The sequence below is a fragment of the Stappia taiwanensis genome, assembly GCF_014635285.1.
Lineage (GTDB): Bacteria > Pseudomonadota > Alphaproteobacteria > Rhizobiales > Stappiaceae > Stappia > Stappia taiwanensis.
Map to the genome: position 1 here is coordinate 112,776 of NZ_BMCR01000002.1, position 14,975 is coordinate 127,750.

At 63.7% G+C, this 14,975-nt stretch carries 25 protein-coding genes; all 25 read right to left on the reverse strand.

Features of this window, described 5'->3' with window-relative positions; all coding sequences use genetic code 11:
- Positions 1-4: 4 nt before the first annotated feature.
- Complete coding sequence (locus IEV83_RS04310; protein ID WP_181758825.1) at positions 5-1,318, reverse strand: replication-associated recombination protein A; 1,314 nt, start codon at positions 1,316-1,318, stop codon at positions 5-7.
- Between the two features lie 20 nt (positions 1,319-1,338).
- Positions 1,339-2,775, reverse strand: a complete 1,437-nt coding sequence (locus tag IEV83_RS04315; protein ID WP_181758824.1) for a DegQ family serine endoprotease — start codon at positions 2,773-2,775, stop codon at positions 1,339-1,341.
- Positions 2,776-2,920: 145 nt separating this feature from the next.
- Positions 2,921-3,346: a 50S ribosomal protein L17 gene (gene rplQ / locus IEV83_RS04320; protein WP_181758823.1), complete on the reverse strand. Its 426-nt coding sequence runs from the start codon at positions 3,344-3,346 to the stop codon at positions 2,921-2,923.
- A 70-nt stretch (positions 3,347-3,416) separates the two neighbouring features.
- Positions 3,417-4,439, reverse strand: coding sequence for a DNA-directed RNA polymerase subunit alpha (locus IEV83_RS04325; protein ID WP_181758822.1), 1,023 nt, complete (start codon positions 4,437-4,439; stop codon positions 3,417-3,419).
- An 81-nt stretch (positions 4,440-4,520) separates the two neighbouring features.
- The gene (gene rpsK, locus IEV83_RS04330) at positions 4,521-4,910 is read right to left on the reverse strand and encodes a 30S ribosomal protein S11 (protein ID WP_181758821.1); all 390 of its coding nucleotides are present in this window, start codon (positions 4,908-4,910) and stop codon (positions 4,521-4,523) included.
- A 69-nt stretch (positions 4,911-4,979) separates the two neighbouring features.
- Positions 4,980-5,348, reverse strand: coding sequence for a 30S ribosomal protein S13 (gene rpsM, locus IEV83_RS04335; protein ID WP_181758820.1), 369 nt, complete (start codon positions 5,346-5,348; stop codon positions 4,980-4,982).
- A gap of 162 nt (positions 5,349-5,510) precedes the next feature.
- Positions 5,511-6,107 carry an adenylate kinase gene (locus IEV83_RS04340; RefSeq protein WP_181758819.1) on the reverse strand — a complete coding sequence of 199 codons (597 nt, stop codon included), beginning with the start codon at positions 6,105-6,107 and terminating at the stop codon, positions 5,511-5,513.
- Positions 6,104-7,438: a preprotein translocase subunit SecY gene (gene secY, locus IEV83_RS04345; RefSeq protein WP_181758818.1), complete on the reverse strand. Its 1,335-nt coding sequence runs from the start codon at positions 7,436-7,438 to the stop codon at positions 6,104-6,106. Before secY ends, IEV83_RS04340 begins: the two co-directional genes overlap by 4 nt.
- Before the next feature lie 48 nt (positions 7,439-7,486).
- Positions 7,487-7,957 (reverse strand): 50S ribosomal protein L15, encoded by a 471-nt coding sequence (rplO, locus tag IEV83_RS04350; RefSeq protein ID WP_181758817.1) that lies wholly within the window; start codon positions 7,955-7,957, stop codon positions 7,487-7,489.
- Between the two features lie 18 nt (positions 7,958-7,975).
- Positions 7,976-8,170, reverse strand: coding sequence for a 50S ribosomal protein L30 (gene rpmD, locus IEV83_RS04355; protein WP_181758816.1), 195 nt, complete (start codon positions 8,168-8,170; stop codon positions 7,976-7,978).
- Between the two features lie 41 nt (positions 8,171-8,211).
- Positions 8,212-8,778 (reverse strand): 30S ribosomal protein S5, encoded by a 567-nt coding sequence (rpsE, locus tag IEV83_RS04360; protein WP_181758815.1) that lies wholly within the window; start codon positions 8,776-8,778, stop codon positions 8,212-8,214.
- A 44-nt stretch (positions 8,779-8,822) separates the two neighbouring features.
- The gene (gene rplR, locus IEV83_RS04365) at positions 8,823-9,185 is read right to left on the reverse strand and encodes a 50S ribosomal protein L18 (protein ID WP_181758814.1); all 363 of its coding nucleotides are present in this window, start codon (positions 9,183-9,185) and stop codon (positions 8,823-8,825) included.
- A gap of 11 nt (positions 9,186-9,196) precedes the next feature.
- On the reverse strand, positions 9,197-9,730 hold the full coding sequence (gene rplF / locus IEV83_RS04370; protein ID WP_181758813.1) for a 50S ribosomal protein L6: 534 nt from the start codon (positions 9,728-9,730) through the stop codon (positions 9,197-9,199).
- Positions 9,731-9,777: 47 nt separating this feature from the next.
- A complete protein-coding gene (gene rpsH, locus IEV83_RS04375) occupies positions 9,778-10,176 on the reverse strand; it encodes a 30S ribosomal protein S8 (protein WP_181758812.1) in 399 nt (132 codons plus the stop codon).
- 11 nt (positions 10,177-10,187) lie between these two features.
- A complete protein-coding gene (rpsN, locus tag IEV83_RS04380) occupies positions 10,188-10,493 on the reverse strand; it encodes a 30S ribosomal protein S14 (protein WP_181758811.1) in 306 nt (101 codons plus the stop codon).
- Between the two features lie 27 nt (positions 10,494-10,520).
- Positions 10,521-11,078: a 50S ribosomal protein L5 gene (rplE, locus tag IEV83_RS04385; protein ID WP_181758810.1), complete on the reverse strand. Its 558-nt coding sequence runs from the start codon at positions 11,076-11,078 to the stop codon at positions 10,521-10,523.
- Entirely contained in the window at positions 11,071-11,388 is a 318-nt protein-coding gene (gene rplX / locus IEV83_RS04390; protein WP_181758809.1) for a 50S ribosomal protein L24, read from the reverse strand. The genes rplE and rplX overlap by 8 nt, the downstream gene beginning before the upstream one ends.
- Complete coding sequence (gene rplN / locus IEV83_RS04395) at positions 11,388-11,756, reverse strand: 50S ribosomal protein L14 (RefSeq protein ID WP_181758808.1); 369 nt, start codon at positions 11,754-11,756, stop codon at positions 11,388-11,390. Before rplN ends, rplX begins: the two co-directional genes overlap by 1 nt.
- Before the next feature lie 56 nt (positions 11,757-11,812).
- A complete protein-coding gene (rpsQ, locus tag IEV83_RS04400) occupies positions 11,813-12,055 on the reverse strand; it encodes a 30S ribosomal protein S17 (protein WP_181758807.1) in 243 nt (80 codons plus the stop codon).
- A gap of 10 nt (positions 12,056-12,065) precedes the next feature.
- Positions 12,066-12,266 carry a 50S ribosomal protein L29 gene (gene rpmC / locus IEV83_RS04405; RefSeq protein ID WP_181758806.1) on the reverse strand — a complete coding sequence of 67 codons (201 nt, stop codon included), beginning with the start codon at positions 12,264-12,266 and terminating at the stop codon, positions 12,066-12,068.
- Between the two features lie 22 nt (positions 12,267-12,288).
- Entirely contained in the window at positions 12,289-12,702 is a 414-nt protein-coding gene (gene rplP, locus IEV83_RS04410) for a 50S ribosomal protein L16 (RefSeq protein WP_029057575.1), read from the reverse strand.
- A gap of 45 nt (positions 12,703-12,747) precedes the next feature.
- On the reverse strand, positions 12,748-13,464 hold the full coding sequence (gene rpsC, locus IEV83_RS04415; protein WP_181758805.1) for a 30S ribosomal protein S3: 717 nt from the start codon (positions 13,462-13,464) through the stop codon (positions 12,748-12,750).
- Positions 13,464-13,844, reverse strand: coding sequence for a 50S ribosomal protein L22 (gene rplV, locus IEV83_RS04420; protein ID WP_181758804.1), 381 nt, complete (start codon positions 13,842-13,844; stop codon positions 13,464-13,466). The genes rpsC and rplV overlap by 1 nt, the downstream gene beginning before the upstream one ends.
- A 2-nt stretch (positions 13,845-13,846) precedes the next feature.
- Positions 13,847-14,125, reverse strand: coding sequence for a 30S ribosomal protein S19 (rpsS, locus tag IEV83_RS04425; RefSeq protein WP_181758803.1), 279 nt, complete (start codon positions 14,123-14,125; stop codon positions 13,847-13,849).
- Between the two features lie 12 nt (positions 14,126-14,137).
- Positions 14,138-14,971 (reverse strand): 50S ribosomal protein L2, encoded by an 834-nt coding sequence (rplB, locus tag IEV83_RS04430; RefSeq protein WP_181758802.1) that lies wholly within the window; start codon positions 14,969-14,971, stop codon positions 14,138-14,140.
- Positions 14,972-14,975 lie beyond the last annotated feature (4 nt).

The following is a 14,975-nucleotide window of genomic DNA, read 5'->3' on the forward strand; positions in this document are numbered from 1 at the left end:
GACCTCAGCCCTCGCCCCGCCGGCTGCGCCGCAAACGCTCCCAGTAATCGAGCCGCTTGCGGATCTCCCGTTCAAACCCCCGGTCGGGAGGATCATAATAGACCTCCCGGCCAAGGGATTGCGGAAAATAATCCTGCCCGGAAAACGCGTCCGGCGCATCATGGTCGTAGGCGTAGCCCTCGCCGTAGCCTTCGGCCTTCATCAGCTTGGTCGGCGCGTTGAGGATATGCTTGGGCGGCGGCAGCGAGCCATTCTGCTTGGCCGACCGCACGGCCGCCTTGTAGGCGGTGTAGACGCCGTTGGATTTTGGCGCGGTCGCCAGATAGACCACCGACTGCGCCAGCGCCAGCTCCCCCTCCGGCGAGCCGAGCATCTGATAGGCATCACGCGCCGCATTGGCCTGAACCAATGCCTGCGGATCGGCAAGGCCGATGTCCTCCACCGCCATGCGGATCAGCCGGCGGGCCAGGAACAGCGGATCCTCGCCGCCGTCCAGCATCCGGCAGAACCAGTAGAGCGCCGCATTGGGATCCGATCCCCGGATCGACTTGTGCAGCGCCGAGATCAGATTGTAGTGCCCGTCCCGCGACTTGTCATAGACCGGAGCGCGCCGCTGGATCATCGCCTGCAGCCGGTCCGCATCGAAGACCTCGCCGCCACGTGCCGCGCGCCACACATCCTCTGCCAGCGTCAGCGCCGAGCGGCCATCGCCATCGGCCATGCGCACCAGGCTCGCCCGGGCGGTCTCGTCGAGCGGCAGCGCCCGCCGCTCCTCCTCTTCCGCCCGTGTCAGCAGCCGCGCCACCGCCTCATCGTCGAGGGAGTGGAACGTCAGCACATGTGCCCGCGACAACAGCGCCGCATTGAGCTCGAAGCTGGGGTTTTCCGTGGTCGCACCGACCAGCGTGACCGTTCCATCCTCCATCACCGGCAGGAACCCGTCCTGTTGCGCCCGGTTGAAGCGGTGGATCTCATCGACGAACAGCAAGGTGCCCCGGCCGCCGATCCGCCGCGCCCGCGCCGCCTCAAACACCTTTCGAAGATCGCCGACCCCGGTGAAGATCGCCGAGATCTGCTCGAAATGCAGATCGGTGGCATCGGCCAGAAGCCGGGCGACCGTGGTCTTGCCCGTGCCCGGTGGCCCCCAGAAGATCAGCGAGCCGAGGCTGCGGGTCTCCAGCATACGCGCGAGCACTCCGTCCGGACCGAGCAGGTGATCCTGCCCGACCACGTCGGCAATCGCCGCCGGACGCAGCCGGTCGGCCAGAGGCCGGACGCCGTCCTTGTCCAGGCCCGCGCTTTCGAAAAGATCGACCATTCCCGTTCCGTTCGTTCCCGTCAGCCGCGCAGCGCGATCCGCAGGATCCGCCCGCCGCGCTGGATCTCCAAGCGCCAGACGCCCGGATCCCCGGCCGCAATCCGCTCCAGCCCCCGCGTCGTCTTCACCTTGCGGCCATTGACCGAGACAATGATGTCCCCGACCTGCAGGCCAACGCGCGCCGCAGTCGAGCGCGGCTCCAGTTCACGGATCGCCACACCCTCGTCAAAGGCGTCGAGACGCATCTCCTCCGCCACCGCCGGCGACAGGTTCACCACCGTCGCCCCGGCAAAGGGCGACCGGCCGCCGATCACCCGCGCATCCCGCGGCACGGTCTCCGGTGCGGCCTCCAGCGTCACCGTCAATTCCACCTCGCCGCTCTGGCGCAGCACGGTGAAGGAGGTGCTGCCGCCGATCGGCCGGGTGGCGAAGCGATAGCCGAAGCCATCCGGATCGGCGACGGTCGCCTCCCCCACCCGGGTGATCAGGTCGCCGACCTTCAGGCCGGCCCGATCCGCCGGGCTGTCCTCGGCAATGCTGGTGACAAGCACCCCGCGCGGCCGGTCCAGCCCCATCGCCTCGGCGATATCCGCGCTCACCGCCTGCACCCCGGCCCCCAGCCAGGGCCGGCGAATGATACCATCTCCCTCCGCCGCCATGGCCACGAAATGCGCCATGTTGGAGGGAATCGCAAAGCCGATGCCATTGGACCCGCCGGAGCGGGAGAAGATTGCAGTATTGATGCCGACCAGCCGCCCCTTCATGTCCACCAGCGCACCGCCGGAGTTGCCCGGGTTGATCGCCGCGTCCGTCTGGATGAAGAACTGGTAGTCGGTCACTCCGACCCGGGTCCGGGCAAGCGCCGACACGATCCCTTGGGTCACCGTCTGGCCGACGCCGAACGGATTGCCGATCGCCAGCACCACATCACCCACCTGCAGCTCATCGGAGTCCGCAAAAGCGAGATGGGGCAACGGTTCGTCGAGATCGCGAACCCGCAGGATCGCCAGATCGGTGCGCTCGTCCTTGAGGATGATCTCCGCGTCCAGCTCCCGCCGGTCGGCGAGCGCCACGCGCACCTCGTCCGCCCCCTCGATCACGTGGTTGTTGGTGATGATCACCCCGTCGGCGGAGACGATCACCCCGGAGCCGAGCGAGGATTCCACCCGCTCGCGCGGCCGGCCGAAGTTCTGTCCCGGAGCGCCGAAGAAGCGCCGGAAGAACGGATCGTTGAAGAAGGGCGAGACCGGCTGCTGCAACACCGTGCGCTTGGCATAGACATTGACCACCGCCGGCGCCGCCTCGCGCACGATGGGCGCAAAGGACAGCCGAAGCTCCGCCGCGCTGCGCGGCGCCACCCGATCCTCGGCGCGTGCAGTGCCGGTTACCGGCCCCGAAAGCGCCAGCGCGGCCACCGCAACGGCGAAACACCGCCCCGCGACACCATACCCTCTCATGAACAACTCCACCTTCGCACCCGCCTTGCCGATGATCGCGCCGCTTGAGCCGCGACTCGCGGCGCATCCCTCAACCATCAGAAACGTAACAAAAAAGGCGACCCGAAGGCCGCCTTTTCCAATTCTTCACGTCTGCCCGACTGGATCAGGCAGCCGCTTCCGTCTCGGCTTCCGCCTCGGTGCGGGCGCGGTCAGCCGCACCCTTGGCCGAAACGTCGCGGTCGACGAATTCGATCACGGCCAGCGGCGCGTTGTCGCCATAGCGGAACCCGGCCTTGAGGACACGGGTGTAGCCGCCGTTGCGGTCCTTGTAGCGCTCGGCCAGGGCGTCGAACAGCTTGCCGACCATGGCGACGTCGCGAACCTGCGCGATCGCCTGACGGCGGGCGTGCAGGTCGCCGCGCTTGCCCAGGGTGATCAGCTTCTCGATGATCGGCCGCAGTTCCTTGGCCTTCGGAAGCGTCGTTACAATCTGCTCATGCTGAATCAGCGATGCCGACATGTTCGCAAACATCGCCTTGCGATGGCTCGATGTACGGTTGAGCTTGCGGCCGCGATTGCCGTGGCGCATGGCTCTCTCCTTCTCGTATCACGGCGGACCGATCCGCCTTTTGCCTTTGGAAGACGCGAAGGGCCGCGTCCTAGTACTGGTGATCCTCGTAGCGCTTGGCGAGATCGTCGATGTTCTCCGGCGGCCAGTTGGCGACCTCCATGCCGAGATGGAGACCCATCTGGGCGAGAACTTCCTTGATCTCGTTCAGCGACTTGCGTCCGAAATTCGGCGTCCGCAGCATCTCCGCTTCGGTCTTCTGAATCAGATCGCCAATATACACGATATTGTCGTTCTTGAGACAGTTGGCCGAACGGACCGACAGTTCCAGCTCGTCGACCTTCTTGAGAAGCGCCGGGTTGAACGCGAGCTCGGGGACGGTGTCCTCCTTCACTTCGCGGCGCGGCTCTTCGAAGTTGACGAAGATCGAAAGCTGATCCTGCAGGATGCGGGCAGCGAAAGCGACCGCGTCTTCCGGCGTGACCGAGCCGTCGGTTTCCACCGTCAGCGTCAGCTTGTCATAGTCGAGAACCTGCCCCTCGCGGGTGTTTTCCACCCGGTAGGACACCTTCTTGACCGGCGAGTACAAGCTGTCGACCGGGATCAGCCCGATGGGGGCGTCTTCCGGGCGATTGCGTTCGGCCGCAACATAGCCCTTGCCGGTGTTGACGGTGAATTCCATGCGGATCTCCGCGCCCTCGTCGAGGGTGCAAAGAACGAGATCGGGGTTCAGAACCTCGACATCGCCCACCGTCTGGATGTCACCGGCCAGCACCGCGCCCGGACCCTGCTTGCGCAGAACCATCCGCTTGGGTCCCTCGCCCTGCATCCGCAGCGCGATTTCCTTCACGTTCAGCACGATGTCGGTCACGTCCTCGCGAACGCCCGGAATCGAGGAGAACTCGTGCAGGACACCGTCGATCTGCACCGCCGTGACCGCCGCGCCCTGAAGCGAGGACAGCAGAATACGACGCAGCGCGTTGCCAAGCGTCAGGCCGAACCCACGCTCCAGCGGCTCCGCGACGACCGCGCCCTGAAAGCGCGCATCATGACCCGGCTTCACCTCAAGCTTGGTCGGCTTGATGAGTTCCTGCCAGTTTTTGTGAATGCTCAAATGTCTTCCTCCGGCTGTCCCGCCAGCCCCACCGGACCGGCCATGCTATGCCTGGGAAATCAGGGTGAATGGACCGGTCGATCAGACGCGGCGACGCTTGCGCGGACGGCAACCGTTGTGCGGGATCGGCGTCACGTCGCGGATCGAGGTGACCATGAACCCGGCAGCCTGCAGCGCGCGCAGAGCCGACTCACGTCCCGAACCCGGACCGCGAACCTCAACCTCGAGGGTGCGCATGCCATGCTCGGCAGCCTTCTTCGCCGCGTCTTCCGCAGCAATCTGCGCCGCGTAGGGCGTCGACTTGCGCGAGCCCTTGAACCCCATCGCGCCAGCGGACGACCAGGAGATCGCGTTGCCCTGGGCATCGGTGATGGTGATCATGGTGTTGTTGAACGTGGAGTTCACATGCGCAACGCCGGACGAAATGTTCTTCCGTTCGCGACGCCGGACGCGCGTGGTATCTTTTGCCATTTTGCTTTCCTTCGCTCGATCTCGTCACCGCCGTATCTCGGCGGCTCCACCGGGCCGATTTCCGATGAATTACTTCTTCTTGCCGGCAATCGGCTTCGCCGGACCCTTGCGGGTACGGGCGTTCGTGTGGGTACGCTGGCCGCGCACCGGAAGTCCGCGACGATGGCGCAGGCCGCGGTAGCAGCCAAGGTCCATCAGACGCTTGATGTTCATTGCGGTTTCACGGCGCAGGTCGCCCTCGACGATATAGTCGCGGTCGATGGTCTCGCGCATCGCCAGCACTTCGGCGTCCGAAAGCTCGTTCACCCGGCGCTCCGGAGCGATGTTCACCTTCTCGATGATCTCCTGGGCGAACTTCGGGCCAATGCCGTGAATGTACTGAAGCGCGATCACAACGCGCTTGTTGGTCGGAATGTTTACACCTGCGATACGGGCCACTGCCGTCTCCATGTCTTGTGGCGCCACGATTGGCGGCCACCTGGGTTGCTCCCGCGTCCGGTGGAGCCCGGCCCCTGCGGGAAGGAAATTCATGCACAACAAATGCCGCCCCGCGTCCGGGGACGCGGAAACGGCGGCAATCTGTCTAGCAGGCCGCGACCCTTAGCCGGTCACGACACATGCGTCAAGTGCGGCGTCGATCTGGGCGGCCACCGCCTCGATCGACTGCATGCCGTCAATGGCGCTAAGCTGGCCGCGCTCCCGGTAGTACGGCGCGACAATCGCCGTATCCCGGTTGTAGGCATCGAGCCGCTGCCGGAAGATCTCCGGATCGTCGTCCTTGCGCACCGGTTCGCCGTTTGCCCGGGCTTCTTCCGCCCGCTTGACGATCCGGTCGACGAGCGCGGTCTGGTCGACCTGCAGCTCCAGCACGAGATCGAGCTTCAGCTCCTTCTCGGCCAGCATCTTGTCCAGCGCCTCGGCCTGGGCCACCGTCCGCGGGAACCCGTCGAGGATGAACCCCTTGGCCGCGTCCGGCTCCTCGATGCGGTCGGCAACGATACCGATCACGATCTCGTCGGAGACCAGCCCGCCGGATTCCATCACCGCCTTGGCCTGGAGCCCGATCGGCGTTTCCGCCGCCACCGCCGCGCGGAGCATGTCGCCCGTCGACAGCTGCGGAATACCGTGCTTCTTCACCAGGCGCGTGGCCTGCGTCCCTTTTCCGGCCCCCGGCGGGCCAAGAAAAATCAGCCTCATCTACGCTTCCCCCTGAGCTTCGCTTTCTTCACCAGTCCCTCATACTGATGCGCAAGCAGATGGCCCTGGATCTGGGAAACCGTATCCATGGTCACGCTGACGACGATCAGCAGCGAGGTGCCACCGAAGTAGAACGGAACGCCAGTCGCGGAAATGAGGAATTCGGGTAATAGACAGACCAGGACGATGTAGATCGCGCCAACGCTGGTGATCCGGGTCAGCACGTAATCGATGTACTGCGCGGTCCGCTCACCCGGACGGATGCCCGGAATGAAGCCGCCGTGCTTCTTCAGATTGTCGGCCGTATCGGTCGGATTGAACACGATCGCCGTGTAGAAGTAGCAGAAGAAGACGATCAGCGCCGCGTAGAGCAGCATGTACAGCGGCTGGCCATGGCCGAGCAATGCCGTCACAGTCGTCAGCATGCTGTCTTCCCCACCGGTGGTGCCAAGGCCCGAAATGGTGGCCGGAACCAACAGCAGCGACGAGGCGAAGATCGGCGGAATCACACCGGCGGTGTTCAGCTTGAGCGGCAGGAACGAGGTGTTGCCCTCGAACATGCGGTTGCCCATCTGCCGCTTCGGATACTGGATCAGCAGCCGGCGCTGCGCCCGCTCCATGAAGACGATCAACGCGATCACCGCCACCGACAACAGGATGATGCCGAGGATGATCGGCGTCGCCAGAGCGCCCTGCCGTCCCAGCTCCAGCGTCGAGACGATGGCGGCCGGCAGACCGGCGACGATGCCGGCGAAGATGATCAGCGAGATGCCGTTGCCGATGCCGCGCGCGGTGATCTGCTCACCCAGCCACATCAGGAACATGGTGCCGCCAACCAGCGAGATCACTGCCGAAATGCGGAAGAACCAGCCCGGGTCGACCACCACATTGGTCGCCCCTTCAAGCCCGACGGCAATGCCGTAGGCCTGGAAGGTCGCCAAAACCACCGTACCGTAGCGGGTGTACTGGTTGATCACCTTGCGGCCCTGTTCCCCTTCCTTCTTGAGCTGCTCAAGCGAGGGAACGACCGAGGTCAGAAGCTGGATGATAATCGAGGCGGAGATATACGGCATGATGCCGAGCGCCAGGATCGCCATGCGCTCCACGGCACCGCCGGTGAACATGTTGAACAGCCCGACAATGCCCTGCTGCGCCTGGCCGAAGGCCTGTGCGAAGGCCTCCGGGTTGATTCCGGGCAGCGGCACATAGGTGCCGAACCGATACACAAGAAGCGCACCCAGTGTGAACCAGATACGCTTCTTCAATTCCTCGGCTTTTGCGAAAGCTGAAAAATTCAGATTAGCCGCAAGCTGTTCGGCCGCTGATGCCATTCCGGGCTCCGGTCACTATGTGCAGGCAGAAAAGGGGGAACCCCAGGCTTATTCAGCCTGGGATCCGATAATCGCAACCTTGCCGCCGGCCTTTTCGACCGCGGCAATGGCCGCCTTGGACGCGCCGGCAACCTCGAAGGTCACCTTGGCGGTCAGCTCGCCGTTCGACAGGAGGCGGACGCCATCCTTCACCCGGCGGACGACACCGGCGGCCTTGAGCGCTTCGACCGTCACGGTCTGCGAGGCGTCGAGCTTGCCAGCATCGATCGCCTTCTGCACCCGACCAACGCTCACGGCGTTGAAGGACTTGGCGAAGATGTTGGTGAAGCCGCGCTTCGGCAGGCGACGATGCAGCGGCATCTGGCCGCCCTCGAAGCCCTTGATCGCGACGCCCGAGCGGGACTTCTGACCCTTGACACCACGGCCACCGGTCTTGCCCTTGCCCGAACCGATACCGCGACCGACGCGCGTGCGTTCCTTGGTCGCGCCCGGATTGTCCCGGAGTTCATTGAGTTTCATGTTCTGTCTCCCGATCCCTTACGCGTCTTCGACGACGCGCACGAGATGCTGAACCTTGCGGATCATGCCACGCACTTCCGGCGTGTCCTTCAGCGTCGAGCGGCGGTGCATCTTGTTCAGGCCGAGGCCGACGAGCGTTGCCCGCTGGTCCTTCGGGCGCCGCAACGGGCTACCGATCTGCTCGACCGTGACGGTCTTTTCGCTGTTCGCCATCAAACCAAGCCTTTCTAAGCTGGGGTCAAACGTGCCGAGGATCAAGCCTCGGCAGCGGCCTGTGCCCCATCGTCGATGTCACGGCGACGGGCCTGGATCTGCGAAACCTTGAGACCGCGACGCGCAGCAACCGAGCGCGGGCTGTCTTCTTTCTTCAGGGCTTCGAAGGTGGCACGCACCATGTTGTAGGGGTTCGCCGAGCCGATCGACTTCGCCACCACGTCCTGGACCCCGAGGGTCTCGAACACGGCGCGCATCGGGCCGCCCGCGATGATACCGGTACCGGCCGGGGCCGCACGCAGGAAAACCTTGCCCGCGCCATGCCGTCCGGCGACATCGTGATGCAGGGTCCGGCCTTCGCGCAGCGGAACCCGGATCATCGACCGCTTGGCAGCTTCCGTCGCCTTGCGGATCGCTTCCGGCACTTCACGCGCCTTGCCATGGCCGAAGCCGACCCGGCCCTTCTGATCGCCAACAACGACCAGTGCGGCAAATCCGAACCGGCGACCACCCTTCACGACCTTCGCGACGCGGTTGATGTGAACGAGCTTGTCGACAAACTCGCTGTCACGCTCGCCGCCGCGATCCCGTGTGTCCTGTCTCGCCATAATTTTCGCTTCCGTTTATCTGTGAGCGTCTCGCAGGGGGACGATCAGAATTCCAGCCCGCCCTCGCGCGCGGCATCAGCCAGCGCCTTGACACGCCCATGATAGATGTAGCCACCGCGGTCGAACACGACCTGGGTGACACCGGCGGCTTTCGCGCGCTCCGCGATCAGCTTGCCGATCGCTGCGGCAGCGGCCGAGTCGGCGCCGGTCTTCAGACCCTCGCGGACGTCCTTCTCGATCGTCGAGGCGGAGGCCAGCGTGTGCCCCTTCGCATCGTCGATGATCTGCGCGTAAATCTGCTTGGAAGAGCGGAACACCGACAGACGCGGGCGGCCGTTCATCACTTTCTTGATCGAACGACGGACGCGGTCGCGGCGGCGCTCGAAGCTTGAATTTGTCTTCGCCATGATCCGGTCCGTTACTTCTTCTTGCCTTCCTTGCGAACGATGAATTCGTCCGCATAGCGAATGCCTTTGCCCTTGTAGGGCTCCGGCGGACGGTAGGCGCGGATTTCCGCCGCGACCTGACCGACACGCTGCTTGTCCATGCCCGACACGATGACTTCGGTCGGCTTCGGGCACTTCACCTCGATGCCTTCCGGCACCGCGTAGACGACGTCGTGCGAAAAGCCAAGCGCGAGCTGCAGGTTCTTGCCCTGCACCTGAGCGCGGTAACCGACACCGGTGATCTCCAGCTTCTTTTCGAAGCCGTCGCTCACGCCGGTGATCAGGTTCGCGATCATGGTGCGGGACATACCCCACATCGCACGCGCCGGCTTGCTGTCGACGCTGGGATCGACCTTGATCCCCTCATCCGTCATTTCGGCCAGAACGAGGCTGTTCAGCACGAAGGACATCTGTCCCTTCGGGCCCTTGACCTCAACATTCCGACCGTTGATCGTTGCCGTTACCCCGCTCGGCACGGGGACTGGCTTCTTGCCAATTCGAGACATATGACCAACCTGTCCAGTTTTCGTTCCGCGAGTCCTCTAGGGCCGCATCAGAAGATGCGGCAGAGGACCTCGCCACCCACGTTGTTTTCCCGGGCATCGTGATCGCTCATCACGCCACGCGGCGTGGAAAGGATCGAAACCCCGAGACCGTTCGAAACCCGCGGAATATTCTTCACCGAAGAATACACCCGCCGACCCGGCTTCGAGACCCGCTCGATGCTGCGGATCACCGGCTCGCCGTCGAAGTACTTCAGCTCGATCTCGAGCTCGGACTTGCCGCCCTCGTATTCCACGGTAGAGTAACCGCGGATATACCCTTCAGCAGCCAAAACGTCGAGTACATGTTCACGCAACTTTGACGCGGGGGTCGAGACCTTGCTCTTGCGCCGCATCTGAGCGTTGCGGATCCGGGTGAGCATATCGCCCAAGGGATCGGAAAGCGCCATCTAACGTCTCCTTACCAGCTCGACTTGACCAGGCCAGGGATCAAGCCCTTGGAGCCCAGTTCGCGAAGCGCCACGCGCGACATCTTCAACTTGCGATAGAAACCACGCGGACGCCCGGTCACCTCGCAACGGTTCCGCACACGAATCGGTGCGGAGTTGCGCGGCAGCTTCGCCAGCTTCAGCCGCGCCGCATAGCGCTCTTCCAGCGTCAGCGTCTCGTCTTTCGACTGCGCCTTCAGCTCAGCACGCTTGTCCGCGTATTTCTTAACGAGCCGCTCGCGCCGCTTGTTCTTCTCGATCGCGCTCTTCTTCGCCATCGTCTGTCCTCGTTCTTTCCCGCTCGATTATTTGCGGAACGGGAAGTTGAACGCGCGCAGAAGCTCGCGCGCCTCGTCATCGTTGTCGGCAGTGGTGCAAACCACCACGTCCATACCCCAGATTTGATCAACCTTGTCGTAGTTGATTTCCGGGAAAACGATGTGTTCCTTGATGCCCGTCGCGTAGTTGCCGCGCCCGTCGAAGCTCTTCGGGTTCAGGCCGCGGAAGTCACGCACCCGAGGCAGGGCGATGGTGATGAGCCGGTCGAGGAACTCATACATCCGCTCGCCGCGCAGCGTCACCTTGGCGCCGAGCGGCATGCCTTCGCGCACCTTGAAGGTCGCGATCGACTTGCGCGCGGTGGTGATGACCGGCTTCTGACCGGCGATCATCGCCAGGTCCTCAGCGGCGATCTTCGCCTTCTTGCTGTCCGCGACGGCCTCGCCGACACCCATGTTGAGAACGATCTTCTCAAGCGCGGGAATCTGCATCGGATTCTTGTAGTTGAACTTTTCCTGCAACAGCGGACGGATCTTCTCAACGTATTCCGTCTTCAGCCGCGGCGCGGTCTTGGTCTCAGCCATCGATCAGATCTCCCGAGCGCTTGGCCACGCGCACCTTGGTGCCGTCGTCGTTGACACGGAACCCGACGCGGGTCGGCTTGCCATCCTTGGGATCGGCAAGCGCCAGGTTCGAGATATGAACCGGCAGTTCCTTGCTGATGATACCGCCTTCCGCCTGAGCGGTCTGGCGCTGGTGCCGCTGGACGACATTGACGCCACGAACCAGCGCCTTGTCTTCCTTCGGCAGGATCTGCACGATCTCGCCGGTCTTGCCCTTGTCGCGACCGGTCAGCACGACGACCTTGTCGCCCTTCTTGATCTTAGCGGCCATTAGAGCACCTCCGGTGCGAGCGAGATCACTTTCATGTGCTGCTTCGCACGCAGTTCCCGCGGAACCGGCCCGAAAATACGGGTCCCGATCGGTTCCTTGTTGTTGTTGACCAGAACCGCCGCATTGCGGTCGAATCGGATCACTGAGCCGTCGGCCCGGCGGATATCCTTCGCCGTACGCACGACGACCGCTTTCATCACGTCGCCCTTCTTGACGCGCCCGCGCGGATTTGCCTCCTTGACGCTGACGACGATGATGTCGCCAACGCTGGCATATTTCCGCTTCGAGCCGCCGAGCACTTTGATGCACATGACACGACGGGCGCCGGAATTATCCGCCACGTCGAGGTTTGTTTGCATCTGAATCATGACTGGCCGCCTTGTTCTTCTTTCACCGCGTCCGTGACCGGACGCCGGACGTCACGTCAGTCCGCAGTCGAGCCTTCGACAACGGTCCAGGTTTTGTTCTTCGAGATCGGCGCGCATTCCTGAATGGAGACGGTGTCCCCGACCTGATGTGCGTTGGTCTCGTCATGCGCCCGATACTTCTTCGAGCGGCGAACGGTCTTCTTGAACAACGGGTGGGTGAAGCGACGCTCCACACGAACCGTTACCGTCTTGTCATTGGCGTTGCTCACCACGACGCCCTGCAGCACGCGTTTCGGCATCTCGGTCTCCTTACGCGCTAGTCGCCACGCGCTTTTCGCGCATGATCGTCTGAATGCGGGCAATATCGCGCCGCACCTGGCGCACACGCGCCGTATTCTCAAGCTGGCCGGTCGCCCGCTGGAAGCGCAGATTGAACTGCTCCTTCTTCAGGCTTTCCAGATCGGTTCCCAGCTCGTCCAGGGTCTTTGCCCGAACGTCCGTTGCCTTCATGGCACTTATCTCCTCGTCACGCCTAGTCGGCGATCCGCTGAACGAAACGGCACTTGATCGGCAGTTTCGCAGCCGCCAGGCGCATCGCTTCGCGTGCCGTGTCTTCCGGCACTCCGTCGATTTCGAACATGATCCGACCGGGCTTGACCTTGGCGGCCCAATAGTCCGGCGAACCCTTACCCTTACCCATACGCACTTCGGTCGGCTTCGACGACACCGGCACGTCCGGGAAGATGCGGATCCAGACACGTCCCGCACGCTTCATGTGTCGGGTCATGGCACGACGGGCCGCCTCGATCTGACGAGCGGTCACCCGCTCCGGCTCAACGGCCTTCAGGCCGAAGGCGCCGAAATTGAGATCGGTGCCACCCTTGGCAGTGCCATGGATCCGGCCCTTGTGCTGCTTGCGGAACTTTGTTCGCTTTGGTTGCAGCATCGCTCTTCTCTCGCTTCTCTCTTGTCCAAGACCCGACCGGCGCCGTTAGGCTGCGCGGCCGCGCTCGCGGCGTCCGCCGCCCTGGTTCGACCCATCGCCCTCGACCGCGCGCCGCTCGGACGCCATCGGATCGTGCTCCAGGATCTCACCCTTGAAAATCCAGACCTTGACGCCGCAGGTGCCATAGGCCGTGTGTGCGGTTGCTGTGCCATAATCGATGTCGGCGCGCAACGTGTGCAGCGGCACCCGGCCCTCGCGATACCACTCGGTCCGTGCGATTTCCGCACCGCCGAGACGGCCGCCGCAGTTGATGCGGATGCCCTGGGCACCCATGCGCATCGCCGACTGCACCGAACGCTTCATCGCCCGGCGGAAAGCCACGCGGCGTTCCAGCTGCTGTGCGATCGAATCGGCCACCAGCTGAGCGTCCACCTCCGGCTTGCGCACTTCAACGATGTTGATGTGCACATCCGAGTTGGTGATCTGCGACAGAGCCTTGCGCAGCTTCTCGATGTCCGCGCCCTTCTTGCCGATCACCACACCCGGACGACCGGAATGAACGGTGACGCGGCACTTGCGGTGCGGACGCTCGACCACGACCTTGGAGACCGCCGCCTGCTTCAGCGCCTTGAGGATGTACTCCCGAATGCGGAAGTCCTCGTGCAGCAGCTGACCGTACTCGCCCTTGTCGGCGTACCAGCGGGAATCCCAAGTCCGGTTGATCCCGAGACGCAGGCCGATCGGATTGACTTTATGTCCCATCAGGCAGTCTCCTCGACTTCGCGGACGACGATGGTCAGGTTCGAAAACGGCTTTTCGATCCGACCGACACGGCCGCGGGCGCGGGCCTGGAACCGCTTGATAACAAATGCCTTGCCCACATGTGCCTCGGCGACGACCAGGTTGTCGACGTCGAGATCATGGTTGTTCTCGGCATTGGCGACCGCAGACATCAGCGCCTTCTTGACATCCCCGGAAATCCGCTTGCGCGAGAACGTCAGGTCGGAAAGAGCCTTTTCGACCTTCATGCCGCGGATCGATGCCGCGACAAGGTTCAGCTTGCGCGGGGAGACGCGCAGCATGCGGGCGACCGCCTTTGCCTCGTTGTCGGCGAGCGCGCGCTCGCCCTTCGGCTTGCCCATCGTTACTTCCTCTTCGCCTTCTTGTCGGCGCCGTGGCCGTAATAGGTCCGGGACGGCGAGAACTCACCGAACTTGTGACCGATCATGTCTTCGGACACCAGAACCGGGATATGCTTCTGGCCGTTGTAGACGCCAAAGGTCAGACCAACGAACTGCGGCAGAATTGTCGACCGCCGGCTCCAGATCTTGATAACCTCGTTGCGCCCGGAGGCGCGGACCTTATCTGCCTTCTTCAGCACAAAGCCGTCGACAAACGGGCCTTTCCAAACAGAACGTGCCATGACCGGCCCCTCTTACTTCTTGCGCGCGTGGCGGCTGCGGACGATGTACTTGTCCGTGGCCTTGTTGCGCCGTGTGCGCTTGCCCTTGGTCGGCTTGCCCCACGGGGTAACCGGATGACGACCACCGGAGGTACGACCCTCACCGCCACCATGCGGGTGATCGACCGGGTTCATGGCCACACCGCGAACATGCGGGCGACGGCCAACCCAGCGCGACCGACCGGCCTTGCCCAGATTGACGTTGCCATGGTCCGGGTTGGACACGCCGCCGATGGTGGCCATGCAGGTGCCGAGAACCCGGCGCTGCTCGCCCGACATCAGCCGGATGGTGGTGTAGCCCTGGTCGCGACCGACGATCTGAACGTAGGCGCCGGCGGAGCGGGCGATCTGACCGCCCTTGCCCGGCTTCATCTCCACATTGTGGACGATGGTGCCGACCGGAATGGACGCCAGCGGCATCGCGTTGCCCGGCTTCACGTCGACCGACTTGCCGGCCACAACCTTGTCCCCGACGGCGAGCCGCTGCGGAGCCAGGATGTAGGACAACTCGCCGTCCTCATACTTGATGAGGGCGATGAACGCGGTCCGGTTGGGATCGTATTCGATCCGCTCCACCGTGGCGGAGACATCCACCTTGGTGCGCTTGAAATCGATCACCCGGTACCGCCGCTTGTGACCACCGCCCCGGTTCGGGGAGGTGGTGCGACCGGTGTTGTTACGACCGCCGGACTTGGAAAGTCCTTCGGTCAGCGTCTTGACCGGCTTGCCCTTGTAGAGCGCCGCGCGGTCGACGAGAACCAGCTGGCGGCGACCGGGCGATGTCGGATTAAAGGTCTTGAGTGCCATGTTT